At 74.0% G+C, this 16,451-nt stretch carries 11 protein-coding genes and 2 pseudogenes; 9 read left to right on the top strand and 4 right to left on the bottom strand.

The features are described 5' to 3' along the window. Positions 1 to 193: 193 nt before the first annotated feature. Positions 194 to 2,683: a SulP family inorganic anion transporter gene (locus tag ACZ4V6_RS07200; protein ID WP_467823389.1), complete on the bottom strand. Its 2,490-nt coding sequence runs from the start codon at positions 2,681 to 2,683 to the stop codon at positions 194 to 196. 372 nt (positions 2,684 to 3,055) lie between these two features. Between ACZ4V6_RS07200 and ACZ4V6_RS07195 the strand changes: the two genes are divergently transcribed. Beyond that, complete coding sequence (locus ACZ4V6_RS07195) at positions 3,056 to 4,339, top strand: polysaccharide deacetylase family protein (RefSeq protein ID WP_467823387.1); 1,284 nt, start codon at positions 3,056 to 3,058, stop codon at positions 4,337 to 4,339. 3 nt (positions 4,340 to 4,342) lie between these two features. Here ACZ4V6_RS07195 and ACZ4V6_RS07190 read toward each other — a convergent pair whose 3' ends face one another. Next, a complete protein-coding gene (locus tag ACZ4V6_RS07190) occupies positions 4,343 to 5,323 on the bottom strand; it encodes an ATP-binding protein (RefSeq protein WP_467823385.1) in 981 nt (326 codons plus the stop codon). Positions 5,324 to 5,434: 111 nt separating this feature from the next. Here ACZ4V6_RS07190 and ACZ4V6_RS07185 point away from each other — a divergent pair, with 111 nt between their 5' ends. Beyond that, positions 5,435 to 6,259, top strand: a complete 825-nt coding sequence (locus ACZ4V6_RS07185; RefSeq protein ID WP_467823382.1) for a Fic family protein — start codon at positions 5,435 to 5,437, stop codon at positions 6,257 to 6,259. Positions 6,260 to 6,608: 349 nt separating this feature from the next. Here the strand turns inward: ACZ4V6_RS07185 and ACZ4V6_RS07180 are convergent, their stop codons facing one another. Next, a complete protein-coding gene (locus ACZ4V6_RS07180) occupies positions 6,609 to 7,442 on the bottom strand; it encodes an HAD family hydrolase (RefSeq protein WP_467823379.1) in 834 nt (277 codons plus the stop codon). A gap of 636 nt (positions 7,443 to 8,078) precedes the next feature. On the opposite strand from ACZ4V6_RS07180, the gene ssd reads away from it, so the two are divergent. The 7 genes and pseudogenes from ssd to ACZ4V6_RS07145 all read left to right on the top strand — a co-directional run. Next, complete coding sequence (gene ssd / locus ACZ4V6_RS07175; protein WP_467823377.1) at positions 8,079 to 9,206, top strand: septum site-determining protein Ssd; 1,128 nt, start codon at positions 8,079 to 8,081, stop codon at positions 9,204 to 9,206. A gap of 461 nt (positions 9,207 to 9,667) precedes the next feature. Next, positions 9,668 to 10,897 (top strand): TadA family conjugal transfer-associated ATPase, encoded by a 1,230-nt coding sequence (locus ACZ4V6_RS07170; RefSeq protein ID WP_467823375.1) that lies wholly within the window; start codon positions 9,668 to 9,670, stop codon positions 10,895 to 10,897. After that, positions 10,884 to 11,753 (top strand): type II secretion system F family protein, encoded by an 870-nt coding sequence (locus ACZ4V6_RS07165; protein ID WP_467823372.1) that lies wholly within the window; start codon positions 10,884 to 10,886, stop codon positions 11,751 to 11,753. The genes ACZ4V6_RS07170 and ACZ4V6_RS07165 overlap by 14 nt, the downstream gene beginning before the upstream one ends. Next, entirely contained in the window at positions 11,750 to 12,547 is a 798-nt protein-coding gene (locus ACZ4V6_RS07160; protein WP_467823370.1) for a type II secretion system F family protein, read from the top strand. Before ACZ4V6_RS07165 ends, ACZ4V6_RS07160 begins: the two co-directional genes overlap by 4 nt. Positions 12,548 to 12,647: 100 nt before the next feature. After that, positions 12,648 to 12,875 (top strand): DUF4244 domain-containing protein, encoded by a 228-nt coding sequence (locus ACZ4V6_RS07155; RefSeq protein WP_467823368.1) that lies wholly within the window; start codon positions 12,648 to 12,650, stop codon positions 12,873 to 12,875. Next, a pseudogene (locus tag ACZ4V6_RS07150) lies at positions 12,862 to 13,245 on the top strand (TadE family type IV pilus minor pilin); the annotation flags it as partial. The gene ACZ4V6_RS07155 and the pseudogene ACZ4V6_RS07150, both read left to right, overlap by 14 nt. A 143-nt stretch (positions 13,246 to 13,388) precedes the next feature. Continuing rightward, a pseudogene (locus ACZ4V6_RS07145) lies at positions 13,389 to 13,763 on the top strand (Rv3654c family TadE-like protein); the annotation flags it as partial. Positions 13,764 to 13,879: 116 nt separating this feature from the next. Here ACZ4V6_RS07145 and ACZ4V6_RS07140 read toward each other — a convergent pair. Beyond that, on the bottom strand, positions 13,880 to 16,378 hold the full coding sequence (locus ACZ4V6_RS07140; protein WP_467823366.1) for a DEAD/DEAH box helicase: 2,499 nt from the start codon (positions 16,376 to 16,378) through the stop codon (positions 13,880 to 13,882). Positions 16,379 to 16,451 lie beyond the last annotated feature (73 nt).

Raw genomic sequence — 16,451 nt, 5'->3', positions numbered from 1 at the left:
TCCGTTGTGTCCCAGGCCACACCTCATCAGACCCGGGGGGCCGGTGACAAGGGTCGACGGACAATTGGTTTAGACCTGTTAGGTCGTCCGCCGACTCCGTGGCCAGTGGTCATCCGTACCCACGGGCACCGACGGCGCGGGGTTCAGCGTGTGTAACGCCTCTCACACCCCGCGCCGCCGGCGGCCGTACGGCTCAGGCGGTCAGGTCGGTCTCCCGCACCAGTTCGAACCGCCCGCTCCCGTCCTCCTCGGTCAGCAGGTATGCCTGGGCCTCGCCCACGTGGAAGTACATGCCGTGCAGTTCCAGCTCCCCGTCGCCCAGGGCCCGGGACACCGACGCGTGGGCGCGCAGGTGCTCCAGTTGCTGGACCACGTTGGCCAGGCAGAGCCGCTCGGCCGCGTCGGCGGGCCGCCGTCCCGCCAGCCGGATCCAGGAGTCCTCGTCCTCGGACAGGCGGCGCAGGCTCGGTGCCCCGTGCCGCAGCCACCGCTCGAGCGGCGTCCGCGCCTCCCTGGGGCCGGTGCTGAGCAACGCCTGCACGGCACCGCACCCCGAGTGGCCGCACACCGTGATGGACCGCACCTTCAGCACGTCCACGGCGTACTCGATCGCGGCGGCGACCGAGTCGTCCCCGCTCTCCTCGCCGGGCAGGGGCACGAGGTTGCCCACGTTGCGCACCACGAAGAGGTCGCCGGGGCCGCTGGAAGTGATCATCGACGTGACCAGCCGGGAATCGGCGCAGGAGAGGAAGAGCTGGGAGGGCTGCTGTCCTTCGCGTGCCAGCCGGGCCAGCTCGCCGCGCACCAGCGGGGCGGTGTTGCGGTGGAACGCGCTGATGCCGCGTGCCAGGTCGCGCGCGCTGGACGTGCTCGGGCCGCCGGGGCCGCCGGGCCCGACGGGTCCGCCGGCTCTGCGGTGGCTGCCGGGGCCCACCGGCTCGCCGGTCCCGGTCGTGCCCTCGGCGCCGTCGGTCCCCCGGGGCCCACCGGGACCGTCGGTCCCGGACCGCTGGTCGCCGCCGGGTCGCCGAGCACCGCCGGGCGGGGGCGCGGGCGCCGTCCGCGGGCGTTCGCACTGGTGGTTGCGCCAGGGCGTCCAGGGGCGGCAGCGGCAGCCGTCGGTGCCGGCCGGCTCGGAGATGCGCAGACCGGGGCGGCGGCCGGTGACCTCGACGGAGCCACCCTGCGCGGTGTGCGTCTTCTGCCAGTCCTGCAGCGTCTCGTACGCCGCGTGGTCCATGAACGACCCGTCCAACTCCACGACGGCATCCGCTCCGTGGGGCACGTGGTGCAGGACTCTGCTGAGCCGCGGCACCGCCAGGAACGTCAACTGGCCGCGGACGTGTACGTGATGGACGCCTTCCGTCTCGGTGTGTGTGATGCGGGTGCGGGTCAGCCGGTGCAGGGCGACACCGACGGCCGCGGCGATGCCCAGGGCGACGCCCTCCAGGACGCCGAGGAACACCACGCCGCAGGTGGTGACCGCGTAGACCAGCACCTCGCGGTGGCGGGTCACCGTGCGGATGTGGTTCAGGGACACCATCTTGAGGCCGACGGCCATGACCAGGGAGGCGAGCGAGGCGAGCGGGATGAGCTCCAGGGCCGGGACCATCAGCAGCGTGGCGATCACTACGAGAACGCCGTGCAGCATCGTGGAGTTCCGGCTGACGGCGCCCGCGTGCACATTGGCGGTACTGCGCACGGCCACACCGGCGATGGGTAGGCCGCCGAGCGTTCCGGAGACGACGTTGGCGGCGCCCTGGCCGAGCAGTTCGCGGTCCAGGTCGGACCGTTCGACGCGGCGGGCCGGACCCGGCCGGGCGGCGACGAGCTTGTCCACGGCGACCGCGCCGAGCAGGGACTGCACGCTGCACACGAGCGTGGTGGTGAGGACGGCGGCGACGAGGCCGAGCACCGGACCGTCGGGCAGCGCGGCCAGGGCGTGGCTGCTCCAGGACGGCAGGTCGACCTTGGGCAGCCGGAGTCCGGCGAGGACGGCGACCGCGGTGGCGCCGGCGACGGCGACCAGGGCCGCGGGCACCTTGCCCAGGAGCTGCCCGGCGCGGCCGGGGAGGCGGGGCCAGAGCAGCAGCAGGGTCAGGGTCAGCACGCTCACCGCCAGGTCGGCGGGCTGGACGTTCCCCAACTGGGCGGGCAGTGCGCGCAGGTTGTCGGGGACCGCGCTCTGCGGGGTGCCGCCGAGGACGATGTGCAACTGGGCCACGGCGATGGTGATGCCGATGCCGGCGAGCATGCCGTGCACGATGGCGGGGCTGACGGCGAGGGCGGTGCGTGCCACCCGCACACAGCCCAGCCCCAGCTGGGCGAGCCCGGCGAGAACGGTGATGGCACAGGTCGTACGCCATCCGTAGCGCTGGATGAGGTCGGCGGTGACCACGGTGAGTCCTGCCGCAGGCCCGCTGACCTGGAGCGGGCAGCCGCCGAGCCGGCCGACGACGATCCCGCCCACGGCGGCGGCGACGAGGCCGGCCTGGAGCGGGGCGCCGGTGGCGAGGGCGATGCCCAGGGAGAGGGGGAGGGCGATCAGGAAGACCGCGATCGCGGCCGAGAGGTCGGCGCCCTCGACGCGGAAGCGTCCGGGGCGCTCGGGCGGTGGGCTGTGGGGTGGGTGGACGTGCTTGGTCCGGGCCGAATCGGCGCGGGCGGGGACGCAGGCTGACATGTTTCCCGTCTCCTCCGGGGCTGTGCGGTCGCGGTCAGGGGGGAACCCCCGCTCGGCGGGGGCGGTTCGCGGCCGTGGGTCACGGCGTACAGCGGCGGGACGCTCGGGCGCTCTGCGAACGCATTCATGGATGCATCCATGAATGCGTTCGGTAAACGGATCGTAATTCAGAGTAAAGGAGAGGCATAGACTTTTCGTGCGAATGGAGTAGTGAGCTGCTCTAGTGGGTGAATCGGTCTTTTCATCGGCTTGTCGTATTAATTCCTTCTCGGTCTCGTGCCACCTTGGCGGCGCTGACGGCACGTCCCGGTACAGCACCCGACATCGCCCTCGTCGGCGTTGGCCCGAGAGAAGGAAGAAGGTGGGCGGAACATGGCCGCCACCCGCAGGATCGCCGCGCGCGCCGTGGTCGCCGCGGTCTGCGCCGCGTCGTTCGCCGGCTGCGCGATCGGCAGTAGCGGCAACCATTCCGGCCAAGGGGCGCACGGCCCGCAGAAGGAGAAAGGGAAAGGGGCGCCGGCGCCCGGGAGCGTGGTGCGGCTGATCGGTGACGGCTCGACGGCGTACACCGGCGCACAGCCGCACCTGCCCCGGCCCGAGCGCCTCAAGCCCGGTCAGAAGCCTCCGCAGTTCGTGGTGTTCTCGTGGGACGGGGCCGGTGAGGACAGCCAGAAGCTGTTCTCCCACTTCCGGAAGGTGGCCAAGGAGAACAACGCCACCATGACGTACTTCCTGAGTGGCGTGTACATGCTGCCGGAGGAGAGGCAGGACCTGTACCAGCCGCCGCAGCACTCCCCGGGCCGCTCGGACATCGGCTTCAACGACGAGGAGGGCATCACCGACACCGTCACGCAGCTGCGGCAGGCGTGGCTGGAGGGCAACGAGATCGGCACCCACTTCAACGGTCACTTCTGCGGCGCCGGGGGCGGGGTCGGCGAGTGGTCCGTCGAGGAGTGGAAGAGCGAGATCGACCAGGCCAAGCAGTTCGTGAAGACCTGGAAGACCAACACCGGCCTGAAGGACGCCGCACCGTTGCCCTTCGACTACGACAAGGAGCTGATCGGCGCCCGCACCCCGTGCCTGGAGGGCCAGGAGAACTTCATGAGGGCCGCGAGCCGGATGGGCTTCCGCTACGACAGCAGCGGCGTGAACAACCAGGTCTGGCCCGAGAAGAAGTACGGACTGTGGGACCTGTCGATGCAGCTCGTCCCGTTCCCCGGGCACACCTTCGAACAGCTCACCATGGACTACAACTTCATGGTCAACCAGTCGGGCACCGCCACCCAGGGCGACCCCGCCAAGCGCGAGTTCTGGGGTGACCAGATGCGCGACGGCCTGCTGCAGGGCTTCCGGCGGGCCTACGACGGCAACCGCGCGCCGCTGATCATCGGCAACCACTTCGAGTCGTGGAACGGCGGCACCTACATGCGGGCCGTCGAGGAGGTCGTCGAGAAGGTGTGCACCAAGGAGGAGGTGCGCTGTGTCTCCTTCCGCCAGCTCGCGGACTGGCTGGACGCCCAGGACCCGAAGATCCTGAAGAAGCTGCGCACCCTGGGCGTCGGCGAGGCCCCGGAGAAGGGCTGGGCGTCCTTTCTGTCGGCCGCCCCCGCGCCGGCGCCGAAGGGCGTGCCCGGAGCGCCGGCGGCCGAGCGGTAGGCGTCACGCCGGGGCGACGACCTCCTCGCCGAGGACGAACCCGGGGTCGACCTGCGCGGCGAGGTCGGCCCCGGTCCGCTCGTTGCCCCAGCTCCGGGCGTTCTTCAGGTGGAAGTGCACCATCTGGCGCGTGTAACGCTCCCAGTCCCGCAGCCCGTACGTCGCGTCCGCGGCCGTGTGCAGCGTCCGCAACGCGCGGCGGTTGGCGTCCTCCAGGAGCTCGAACCGCGGCGGGCGGCCCTTCTCCATGGCCCGCACCCAGTCCGAGTGGCCGACGGTCACCAGCAGGTCCTCCCCGACCTCCTCGCGCAGGAAGTCGAGGTCGTCCTGCCCCTGCACCTTGTTGCCGACGACCTTCAGGGTGACGCCGAAGTCACGGGCGTACTCCTTGTACTGGCGGTAGACGGAGACCCCCTTCCGGGTCGGCTCGGCGACGAGGAACGTGATGTCGAAGCGGGTGAACATCCCGGAGGCGAACGAGTCCGAGCCCGCCGTCATGTCGACCACGACGTATTCGTCACGGCCGTCGACCAGGTGGTTCAGGCACAGCTCCACCGCTCCGGTCTTGGAGTGGTAGCAGGCGACTCCCAGGTCGGCTTCGGTGAAGGACCCGGTGACCATCAGACGGACGGTGCCGCCGTCGAGTTCCACCGGCCGGGCGCAGGTCTCGTAGACCGGGTTGTCCTCGCGTACCCGCAGCAGCCGCGAGCCGTCGCCGGGCGGCGTCGTCTTGATCATCGTGTCGGCGGAGGCGATGCGCGGATTGGTGCCGCGCAGGTGGTCCTTGATCAGCGGAAGGTGGTCGCCCATCGCGGGCAGCCGGGCCGCTTCCGCCTCGTCGAGGCCCAGCGCGGCCCCCAGGTGCTGGTTGATGTCGGCGTCGATCGCGACGACGGGTGCGCCGGTGGCGGCGAGGTGGCGGATGAACAGGGAGGACAGAGTGGTCTTGCCGCTGCCGCCCTTCCCGACGAAAGCAATTTTCATGTTCACCAAGAGTAGTGGACTGATAGCTGTACGTGGCAGGGGAGCCTGGAGGTGCGTGAAGAAGACCACTCATTCGTGGGGCGGGGCGTCGGGGTGCGTAGGGTCGTACCCATGAGTACGACAGGCGCGACCGCCGATCCGCTCGCGGCCCTGGGCTCGCTGCCCGGTGTGGCCGAGACCGTGGAGTCCGTACGCAAGGCCGTGGACCGGGTCTACGGTCACCGGATCATGCGGCGACGCAGCAACGAGATCACGTCCGAGGCGGCGCTGCGCGGCGCCCGGGGTTCGGCGGCGCTGTCCGGTGCCGACTGGGCGCTGGAGGAGGTGCGCCGCCGGACCGACTTCAGCGGCGACGACGAGGCGCGCGCGGTGGGCGCGGCCCTGCGGCTGACCGCCGAGGCGGGCCAGCTGCTGTCCATCTGGCGCCAGTCCCCGCTGCGGGTGCTGGCCCGGCTGCACCTGGTGGCGGCCGCGGACAAGGACGATCGGGTGGGGCGGCCGCGGCAGGAGGGCGAGCCGGTGGACGAACCGCTCGTCGGACTGCCGCTGCCGGGCGCCGCCGAGGCGCACGGCCGCCTGGACGGCCTGGCCGGGCTGGTCATCGCGGGGGGCTCCGCGCCGGCGCTGGTCACCGCCGCCGTCGTGCACGGCGAACTCCTGGCCCTGCGCCCCTTCACCTCGCACAACGGCCTGGTCGCGCGTGCGGCCGAGAGGATCGTCCTGGTCGGCAGCGGTCTGGACCCGAAGTCGGTCTGCGCCGCCGAGGTCGGACACGCCGAGCTGGGGCGGGCGGCCTACCTGACGGCACTCGACGGTTACGTCTCCGGCACCCCCGAGGGCATGGCCGCCTGGATCGCGCACTGCGGCAGAGCGGTGGAACTGGGCGCCCGCGAGTCGACGGCGGTCTGCGAGGCGCTCCAGCGCGGAGCGGCATAGGTCGGGCGGCGCGGACGGGAGCCGGCGGCGCGACGAAATGCGGCGGTACGAGAATTCGTACCGCCGCTGGCATGCTCACCGGGTTACCAAGCGTCCTCGATATATGCCCATCAGGTCGGGACTTTGCCCGTCACCTGGTGCGGCTGGCCCGTAATCGACGGGTCGACGTCGCGTGGGTGCTCGGTGTTCATGCTCGGTCCGTGGGGCCAAATGCGTTGTTAAGGCGATCCTTTCGGATGTCCTTGGTCTCGCGGGCCGTTGAATCCTTTGTACTCCTGACCACGAGCAAGTGGAAGCCCTTGCCGCACTTCTTTACTTCCACGGTCAAACACGGGTGAAAGGGTCAAGATCAGGCCGCTGTCGTCCGGCGTCGGCTCGCGTACCAGACGAGGCCCGCGGTGGCCGCCGCGGCACCTATCGCGGCGGCGGCGACGAGGGCCGGGCGCGGCGATACGGCGAAGCCGGGGATCCGCTGCTTGAGCCGTACGGGGCGGTGGAACTCGAGAACCGGCCATTCGCGCGCGAGCGCCTCGCGCCGCAGGGCGCGGTCCGGGTTGACGGCGTGCGGATGGCCGACGGACTCCAGCATCGGCAGGTCGGTCACCGAGTCGCTGTAGGCGTAGCAGCGGGCGAGGTCGTACCCCTCGGACGCGGCCAGCTCGCGGATCGCCTCGGCCTTGGTCGGGCCGTACGCGTAGTACTCCACCTCCCCGGTGAAGCAGCCGTCATCGCCCACGACCATGCGGGTCGCCACCACCCGGTCCGCCCCCAGCAGCTCGCCGATCGGTTCGACGACCTCGGCGCCCGACGTGGAGACGATGACGACGTCGCGGCCGGCGGTGTGGTGCTCCTCGATCAGGGAGGCGGCCTCGTCGTAGATGATCGGGTCGATCAGGTCGTGCAGCGTCTCGGCGACGAGCTCCTTGACCAGCTGGACGTTCCAGCCGCGGCAGAGTGCGGAGAGGTACTCGCGCATCCGCTCCATCTGGTCGTGGTCGGCACCGCCCGCGAGGAAGACGAACTGGGCGTAGGCGGTGCGCAGGACGGCCCTGCGGTTGATCAGCCCGCCTTGGTAGAACGACTTGCTGAAGGTGAGTGTGCTCGACTTCGCAATGACCGTCTTGTCCAGGTCGAAGAAGGCCGCGGTACGGGGCCGGGAGCGGTTTTCCACGACCCTGAGCATAGGCGCAGCCCATTCGGCGTAAGGTGGGGCGTGTGGGTTTGCCTGAGAGGGCTCTCGGGTACACCATGGAAGTCACGGATCGTTCGCGACCGTGCTAACCCGGTCCGACTCCTCCCCCCCCGAGTCGGCCGTGGAGACGACCCCCGCTCTCCCCCCCGGCGGGGGTCGTCGCATGTCCGGGTGGGTTTTTCCTTCTGCCGGTGGCGCGGTCGGCGCGCATGGGCGGTGCGTGTCGGCATGTTTGTCATGCTCATGATTTATGACCGTGGGTAACCGACGGACTGCGCTGCGGGAGCTGTGTGCGGGGGTGCCGGGGCGGTTCCGGACTCACCGGTATGAGTGACGGCGATATTCACATAGATCGCGCCCTCCACGGTTATTGACCAAGATCCACACGATTTCGCGGACCGCTGCACCGTGATTCCACGCGTTCGGGCCGCCACCACTCATGGCCGGTTCGCTTTGCCGGTCGCATATGGCTGGTTTCCGGTTCTTCACACGCTTCGGAGAGAGGGGCCTCGGGATCACGGGGCCGCCGGCCGCGCGAGCGGTGGCGAGCGGTGGAGCGACGAAGCGGGTCGCGACGACGCGACGGCGCAGGACACGACGCAGGACACGACGAAGGGGGACCCGGCCATGACCGGTACCGTCACACACGATCCGCCACCCGCCGCCGAGGGGCGGCGGAGCGGCCCGCTGATCGTCACCGAGGACACCGACCTCCTCGACGACCTGCTGCGCCTGTGCGCGGCGGCGGGCGCCACACCCGAGGTGCACCACTCGGTGCCCGGGGAGCCCTCGGTGCCCGGGCGGCGCGGCAGCTGGGAGGCGGCGCCGCTCGTCCTGGTGGGCGACGACGCCGCACGGCGCGTGCGCGGGGCCGTGCGCAGACGGGGCGTGGTGCTGGTGGGCCGCGACCAGGACGACTCCGGGGTCTGGCAGAGGGCCGTCGAGATCGGCGCCGACCACGTCCTGATGCTGCCCGACGGTGAGCAGTGGCTGGTCGACCGCATCGCCGACGTCGCGGAGGACGTCGGCCGGCCCGCCCTCACCGTGGGCGTCATCGGCGGCCGGGGCGGTGCCGGAGCGTCCACGCTGGCCTGCGCGCTCGCCGTCACCTCCGCCCGTCAGGGGCTGCGCAGCCTGCTGGTGGACGCCGACCCCCTGGGCGGCGGACTCGACGTCCTGCTCGGCGGCGAGACGGCCGAGGGACTGAGGTGGCCCGCGTTCGCGTCCTCACGCGGACGGGTCGGCGGGAGCGCCCTGGAGGAGTCGCTGCCGGAGCTGCACTCGCTGCGCGTCCTCAGCTGGGACCGGGGGGACTGCGTCGCCGTGCCGGCCCAGGCCGTACGGGCGGTCCTCGCCGCGGCGCGGCGCAGGGGCGGCACGGTCGTCGTCGACCTGCCGCGCCGGATCGACGACGGGGTCGCGGAGGTCCTCGCCCAGATCGACGTCGGACTGCTCGTCGTCCCGGCCGAACTGCGCGCCGTCGCTGCGGCCGGGCGGGTCGCCTCCGCGGTCGGCATGGTCCTGCGCGACCTGCGGGTCGCGGTGCGGGGCCCGTACGCGCCGGGGCTCGACGACCGCGAGGTGGCCCGGCTGCTCGGGCTGCCCCTGGTCGGTGACGTGCCCGTCGAGGCCGGGCTGTTGCGGGCGACCGAGGACAAGCGGCCGCCGGGCGGAACCGGACGAGGGCCCCTGGCGCGCTTCTGCCGGGAGTTCTGGGAGCGGGCGCTGGTGACGGAGACGGGCGGTGCGGCATGAGGACGCCGGCGGGTGCCGGCGCCGCGGTGGGCGAGGGCGTGCGGGCCGGTGCGGCGGACGGCGCGGTCCGGCCGGCCACGGGGCCGGCTCACGGTCCGGCCGGGTGGCCCTCGGAGATGACGGGGCCGGTGGGGCGGCCCGCGGGGACGGCCGTGGGAGCGGGCCCCGGACGGCCCGCCGGGGCGGGCCATGGGGCGGCGTCCGGGCGGCCCGTCGGGGAAGGCCGTCAGAAGGCGTCGAGGCGACCCGCGTGGGCGGCCACGGGGACGGGGCCCGAGCAGTCCCGGGCACCGGCCGCCGGGTCGTGCGCGAGGGCGGGGGCGGCCACGGACGTTCCTCCGGCGCCGTCCGCCGGCGCGGCCTCCCGGGTGACCACCGTGCTTGCCCGGGGGGTGGTGCCGGGCGCTTCGAGGACGCTCCCGGCCCCGGTCTCCGCGGTGACGCCGGGGCGGGCTTCCGCGGTGGCCCCGGGGGCCGGTCCCGGGGCGGTCCCGGGGTCCGCCTCCGGGCTGCTCGACGGCGTGCGGCGGTGGCTCGCCGAGAGCGGGGCGGAGCCGACTCCCGCGCGCGTGGCACAGGCGCTGCGGGAGCAGGGGCGCGTGCTGGGGGATGCCGAGATCCTCGGTGCCGCCGAGCAGCTGCGGTCGGAACTCGTCGGCAGCGGACCGTTGGAACCGCTGCTCGCCGACCCGTCGGTGACCGACGTCCTGGTGTCCGCGCCGGACAGAGTCTGGGTGGACCGGGGCGGCGGCCTGGAACTCACGCCGGTCGCCTTCGCGGACGCCGGAGCGGTGCGGCGGCTCGCGCAGCGCCTCGCCGCGGTCGCCGGGCGCCGGCTCGACGACGCCCGGCCGTGGGTGGACGCCCGGCTGCCCGACGGCACCCGGCTGCACGCCGTGCTGCCCCCGGTCGCCGTCGGCTGCACGTGTCTGTCGCTGCGGGTGGTGCGGCCGCGCGCGTTCACGCTCGACGAGCTGGCGGCGGCCGGCACCGTACCGCCCGGAGGGAGCGGGGTGCTGCGGGCGCTCCTGCGGGCCGGGCTGTCCTTCCTCGTCAGCGGCGGTACCGGCAGCGGGAAGACGACGCTGCTGAGCGCGCTGCTCGGGCTGGTCGGACCCGGTGAACGGATCGTGCTCGCCGAGGACTCGGCGGAGCTGCGGCCGGACCACCCGCACGTCGTCCGCCTGGAGACCAGACCCGCCAACCAGGAGGGCGCGGGCCTGGTCACCTTGGAGGACCTGGTGCGGCAGGCCCTGCGGATGCGGCCGGACCGGCTGGCCGTAGGCGAGGTGCGCGGGCCCGAGGTGGTCCACCTGCTCGCCGCGTTGAACACCGGCCACGCCGGGTGCGGGACCGTGCACGCCAATGCCGCCGCCGACGTACCCGCCCGGCTGGAGGCGCTCGGCACCGCCGCCGGGCTGGACCGGGCGGCCCTGCACAGCCAGCTGGCGGCAGCCCTGTCGGTCGTCCTGCACCTGGAGCGGGACCGGGCGGGGCGGCGGCGGATCGCCGAGGTGCACGTACTGGAACGGGATCCGTCGGGCCTGGTGCGGACGGTACCGGCGCTGCGGTGGAGCGCGGAGGCGTTCGTCGCCGAGCGCGGGTGGGAGCGACTGCGGGAACTGCTGCGCGGTGAGGGACTCGGGGCGCGGCCCGTGGAAGGGAGGCGAACAGGCGATGGGGTCGGGTGAGCTGACGACGGCCGCCGCCCTGGTGTGTCTGGGAACGGGGGCGTGGCTGACGGCCGGGTGGCACTCGGGGGCCCGGCGCGCGCGGGCGCTGCTCGCGGGTGGTGGAGCGGTCGGGGCCGGGCCGCTCACGGTGCGCCGGGTGCTGGACGGGCTGCGGCAGGTGCGCGGCCGGCTGCGGAGCGAGTGGTGGTCCTTGGCGGCCGGGCTGGTGCTGACGGTACTGGGCGCCTCGGTGCTCCCGGCCGTCGCGGGGACGGCCGGGGTGCCGCTGCTGCGGAGAGTGCGGCTGGCCGGTCGGGAACGGCGGGACCGGGAGCGGCGGCAGGACGCGGTGATCGCGCTGTGCGGCGCGCTCGCCGGGGAGGTGCGGGCGGGGCGGCAGCCGGGCGAGGCACTGCTGTGCGCCGCCCACGACTCGAGAGGACTCGGCGACGGGCAGGCGGGGGTGCTGGCGGCGGCCAGGTTCGGCGGGGACGTCCCGGCAGCGCTCGCCGCGGCGGCACGCCGGCCGGGCGCCGAAGGGCTGCGGGGCCTGGCGGCCTGCTGGCGGGTGGCCGTCGACCAGGGGGCCGGGCTCGCGGCGGGGCTCGAGCGGCTGGAGGGCGCACTGCGCGCCGAGCGGGACCAGCGGGCCGACCTGCGCGCCCAGTTGGCGGGCGCCCGTGCCACGGCGGTGATGCTCGCCGGCCTGCCGGTGCTGGGTCTCCTGCTCGGTGTCGCCCTCGGTTCCGACCCGCTGCGTGTGCTGCTGCACACCGGAGGGGGCCTGGGGTGTCTGCTGGCCGGCGCGGTGCTGGAGGGCCTCGGGGTGTGGTGGGTGTCCCGGATCGTGCGGGGAGCGGAGGCGGCGGCGTGAGCGGAGACGTTGTCCACAGGCTGGGGGCGGTGCTGGGGGCGGCGCTGGTCGTCGGGTGGCTGGCGGGCCGGGTCGGAGCCGTGCGGCGGGAGCGGGCGGTGCGCAAGCGGCTCGCGTTGCTGCTGGTCCCGGTGCCGGTCCGCGCCGGCCCACGGCGCGGCGAGGTGCTGGAGACCGTGCGCGGATGGCTGCCCCTGGTGGGGACGGCGGGCGCCGGATGGGCCCTGGTGGGTGGCGTCACCGGTGCCGTGGTGGGGCTGGCCTTGGCGGCGGTGCTGTGGCGCCGGCACGTGAAGCGGTCGGCCGCCGGGCCGGTCGCGCAGGAGGCCGTCGCCGTGGAGGCCGCGCGTCAACTGCCCTTGGCCGCGGACCTGCTGGCGGCATGCGTCGCGGCGGGCGCCGGCCCGGTGATCGCGGCCCAGGCCGTGGGCGACGCCCTCGGCGGGCCCGTGGGGGACGCGCTGGCGCGCGGCGCCGCGGAAGTCCGGCTCGGCGGTGAACCGGGCGGTGCCTGGCGCGGGTTGGCCGCGCTGCCGGACGCCGGTCCCCTGGCGCGGTTGCTGGAGCGCGCCGACGTGTCCGGCCTGCCCGCCGCAGGGCCGGTCGCCCGGCTCGCCGCCCAGGCCCGTGCCGACCGGGCGCGCGCCACGACGGTCCGTGCCCGCCGGGCGGCCGTCATGGTCACCGCGCCGGTGGGGCTGTGCTTCCTGCCCGCGTTCGTCGCGGTCGGCGTACTGCCTGTGGTGATCGGCCTCGCGGGCGGGGTGCTGGGCGGCGGAGGGGGTGGTGGGTGACGGGGCGGAACGGAACGACGTGAAGCCAGCGAGCGAGTGGCCGGCGGACGAGTGAACGGCGGACGAGTGAACGACGGGACCGGACCTCGCGGGGGTTGTGATGAATCGATCGGTACGGGCACGGCTGCGTGCCCTGGTGTGCAGGGCACGTGCGGCGCGGCGACAGACCGTGCTGCGACGGGACGCGGGAATGGTCACTTCCGAGTACGCGATGGGCATCGTCGCGGCAGTGGCCTTCGCCGTGGTCCTCTACAAGGTGGTGACGAGCGGGGCGGTCAGCGCGGAGCTCCAGGGCATCGTGAAGAAGGCCCTCGATGCGCGGATGTGAGCGGTCGGCGGGGCCGGGAGCCCGCAGGAGAGCCGACGGGGGTTTTGTGACAGCGGAGACCGCCGTGGTGCTGCCCGTGCTCGTGGTGTTCGCGATGGCGCTGGTGTGGGGTCTGCTGGTCGTGGCCGCCCAGATCCGGTGCGTGGACGCCGCCCGCACGGGCGCCCGCGCGGCGGCCCGTCAGGACCCGGCCGACGCGGTCCTCCAGGTCGCCCGCGAAGCGGCGCCGCACGGCGCGCGGGTCACCGTCGCCCGGGAGGGGGACCGCGTCCGCGTGGTGGTCGTGGCCGCGCCGTCGATGCTGCACGGCCTGCCCTTCGAGGTACGGGAGGAGGCCGTGGCCTCGGTCGAGCAGGCGGTGGGCCCGGCCGAGGACGGTGGGGACGGCGAGGGCGACGCGGGCGATCCCGCGGTGGACCCGGCAGCGGAGCCGTCGCCGGAGCGGACGGCCGGCACGCCGGTGGGCGAAGGGGCGGGGGCGGGGCCGTGAGGAGCGGCTCCTCGTTCCGCCGGGTGACCGGCCGGGACGCCCCCGGGAGGGGCGACCGGGGGTCCGCCACCGTCTGGAGCGTCGGCGCCATCGCCGTCCTGTGCCTGGTGTTCGGCGTCGTGCTGGCCCTGGGGCAGGCCGTGGTGGCCCGGCACCGCGCGGCCGGCGGGGCCGACCTCGCGGCGCTCGCGGCGGCGGACCACTGGTCGCTCGGCGCCCCGGGGGCCTGCGCCCGGGCGGACCGGATCGCACGGGCCCAGGGCGCGCGGCTGGTGCGGTGCGCGGTCACCGGCCAGGTCTCGGACGTGACGGTGGCGGCGGGCCGGGGGCCCTTCGGGGCGGAGGTCCGGGCCCGGGCCGGCCCGGCGGGGCCGGACCCGGTGGCTGGGCCGAGACCGGTTCCGGCGGCGGAGCCGGTAGGCGCGGTCCCCGCAGGGTGGGCCCGTGGTGCCGGCCCGGGGCCGGGGCGGAACGGCGCGGCACGGCGGAGTGACGGCGGGGCGGGACGCGGCGCCTACCGTGCCTCCGTCCCGGTCTCCGCCTCCGCCCCCGCTTCAGCCTCCGCCCCCGCCGCTCCCCGCAGCAGCGTCGTGAGCAGTCGTACGGCCCCCCGCTTGTGCAGCGGATCGTTGCCGTTGCCGCACTTGGGGGACTGGATGCACGACGGGCAGCCGGCGTCGCACTCGCAGGATGCGATGGCCTCCCGGGTGGCCGTGAGCCAGGCCCGGGCCGTGTGGAAGGCGCGCTCGGCGAAGCCCGCACCACCCGGATGGCCGTCGTACACGAAGACCGTCGGCAGCAGCGTGTCCGGGTGCAGCGGCACCGACACGCCGCCGATGTCCCAGCGGTCGCACGTGGCGAACAGGGGCAGCATGCCGATCGACGCGTGCTCGGCGGCGTGCAGGGCGCCGCCGAGGATCTCCGGGTTGATCCGGGCCTCGTCGAGCTGGTCCTCGGTGACCGTCCACCACACCGCCCGCGTGCGCAGGGTCCGGGGAGGGAGGTCGAGCTTCGTCTCGCCCAGGACCTCACCGGTGATCAGGCGCCGGCGCAGGAAGGAGACCACCTGGTTGGTGACCTCGACGGAGCCGAGGCACAGGCGGCCGTCGCCCCACGGCACCTCGACGTCGGTGTCGAGGACGGAGACCGACGTCGTGTCGCGGGCCACCGTCGAGTACGACGGCGTGGCCCGTTCGACCAGGGCGACGGAGTCCTCCAGGTCCAGGGAGCGCACGAGATACGTGCGGCCCTGGTGGAGGTGGACGGCGCCCTCGTGGACGGTCGTGTGGGCGGCACCGGCGTCCACCGTGCCCAGCAGCCGGCCCGTCCCGGCCTCGACGACCTGGACCGGGCGTCCGCCCTCCCCGCGGATGTCGGTCAGGTCGGCGGCCCGCTCACGGCGCGTCCAGTGCCAGGCCCGGGTCCGCCGGCGCAGCAGCTTCGCCGCCTCCAGCTGGGGGAGCAGTTCCGCCGAGGCGGGGCCGAAGAGCTCCAGGTCGTCCTCCGTCAGGGGCAGCTCGGCCGCGGCGGCGCACAGGTGGGGGGCGAGGACGTACGGGTTGTCGGGGTCGAGCACGGTGGATTCCACCGGTTGGTCGAACAGGGCCTCCGGATGGTGGACGAGGAAGGTGTCCAGCGGGTCGTCCCGGGCGACGAGGACCGCCAGTGCCCCCTGCCCCGACCGGCCGGCCCGCCCGGCCTGCTGCCACAGCGACGCCCGGGTGCCCGGGTAGCCGGCGATCACCACGGCGTCCAGGCCGGAGACGTCGACGCCGAGTTCGAGGGCGTTCGTCGCCGCGAGGCCGAGGAGTTCACCCGAGTGCAGGGCGCGTTCCAGGGCCCGGCGTTCCTCGGGCAGGTAGCCACCGCGGTAGGCCGCCACGCGCCGGGTCAGCGACCGGTCGACCTCGGCCAGGCGCTCCTGGGCGATCACCGAGATCAGTTCGGCACCGCGCCGGGAGCGCACGAAGGCGATCGAGCGCATGCCCTGCACGGTGAGGTCGGTGAGCAGGTCGGCTGCCTCGGCGGTGGCGGTGCGGCGGACCGGTGCGCCCTTCTCGCCCTCCAGTTCGGTCAGCGGCGGCTCCCAGAGGGCGAACACCAGTTCACCGCGCGGTGAGGCGTCGTCGGCGACCTCGACCACCGGCAGCCCGGTGAGCCGGCGGGCCGCCACCGAGGGCTCGGCGGCGGTGGCGGAGGCCAGCAGGAACACGGGCGACGCGCCGTAGCGGGCGCACAGCCGGCGCAGTCTGCGCAGGACCTGCGCGACGTGGGAGCCGAAGACGCCGCGGTAGGTGTGGCACTCGTCGACGACCACGTACTTCAGCGACTTCAGGAAGGAGGACCAGCGGGAGTGGGCCGGCAGGATCCCGCGGTGCAGCATGTCCGGGTTGGTGAGGACGTAGGAGGCGTACTGGCGGATCCACTCGCGTTCCTCGAACGGCGTGTCGCCGTCGTACACGGCCGCTCGCACGGATGTGCCCAGCGGCTGCGCGAGTTCCTTCACGGACCGGCACTGATCGGCGGCCAGCGCCTTGGTGGGGGCCAGGTAGAGGGCGGTGGCGCCGCGCCCGTTCGGGGCCTCGGAGCCGTCCAGGAGCGTCGACAGGACCGGCACCAGATAGGCCAGGGACTTGCCGGAGGCGGTGCCGGTGGCGACGACCACCGAGTCGCCGTCCAGGGCGTGCTCCGCCGCCCGTGCCTGGTGGGCCCAGGGGTGCTCGATGCCCGCGGCCCGCACCGCCGCGACGACCTCCGGGCGAATCCGGTCCGGCCAGAGGGCATGACGGCCCGCACGCGGGGGCAAGTGCTCCGTATGAGTGATGCGCGCAGCCCGGCTCGGTCCCGCGGCGAGCCGGCCCAGGACCGTGCCCGGATCCGGCCGGGAGCCGGGTCCTGCCGGGGATCGATCGGATCGGTGATTCTCGGCCATCGGCACCGAGTGTGTCACTGGCGTGACGGACAATGGGACCAAGGCGTCGTGCACGCCTGCCGGTAAGTGATTGAATGCCATCGCGGCTGGCGAACCGTCCTGGGGGCTTCAAGCCGAGGTGTCCCGAGGGACGACCGCTCGATAGCAAGGTGCT

The organism is Streptomyces sp. NPDC029152 (genome assembly GCF_055564355.1).
The sequence above is the reverse complement of the archived record's forward strand: the minus strand, read 5'-3'. Positions and strand labels throughout refer to the sequence as shown.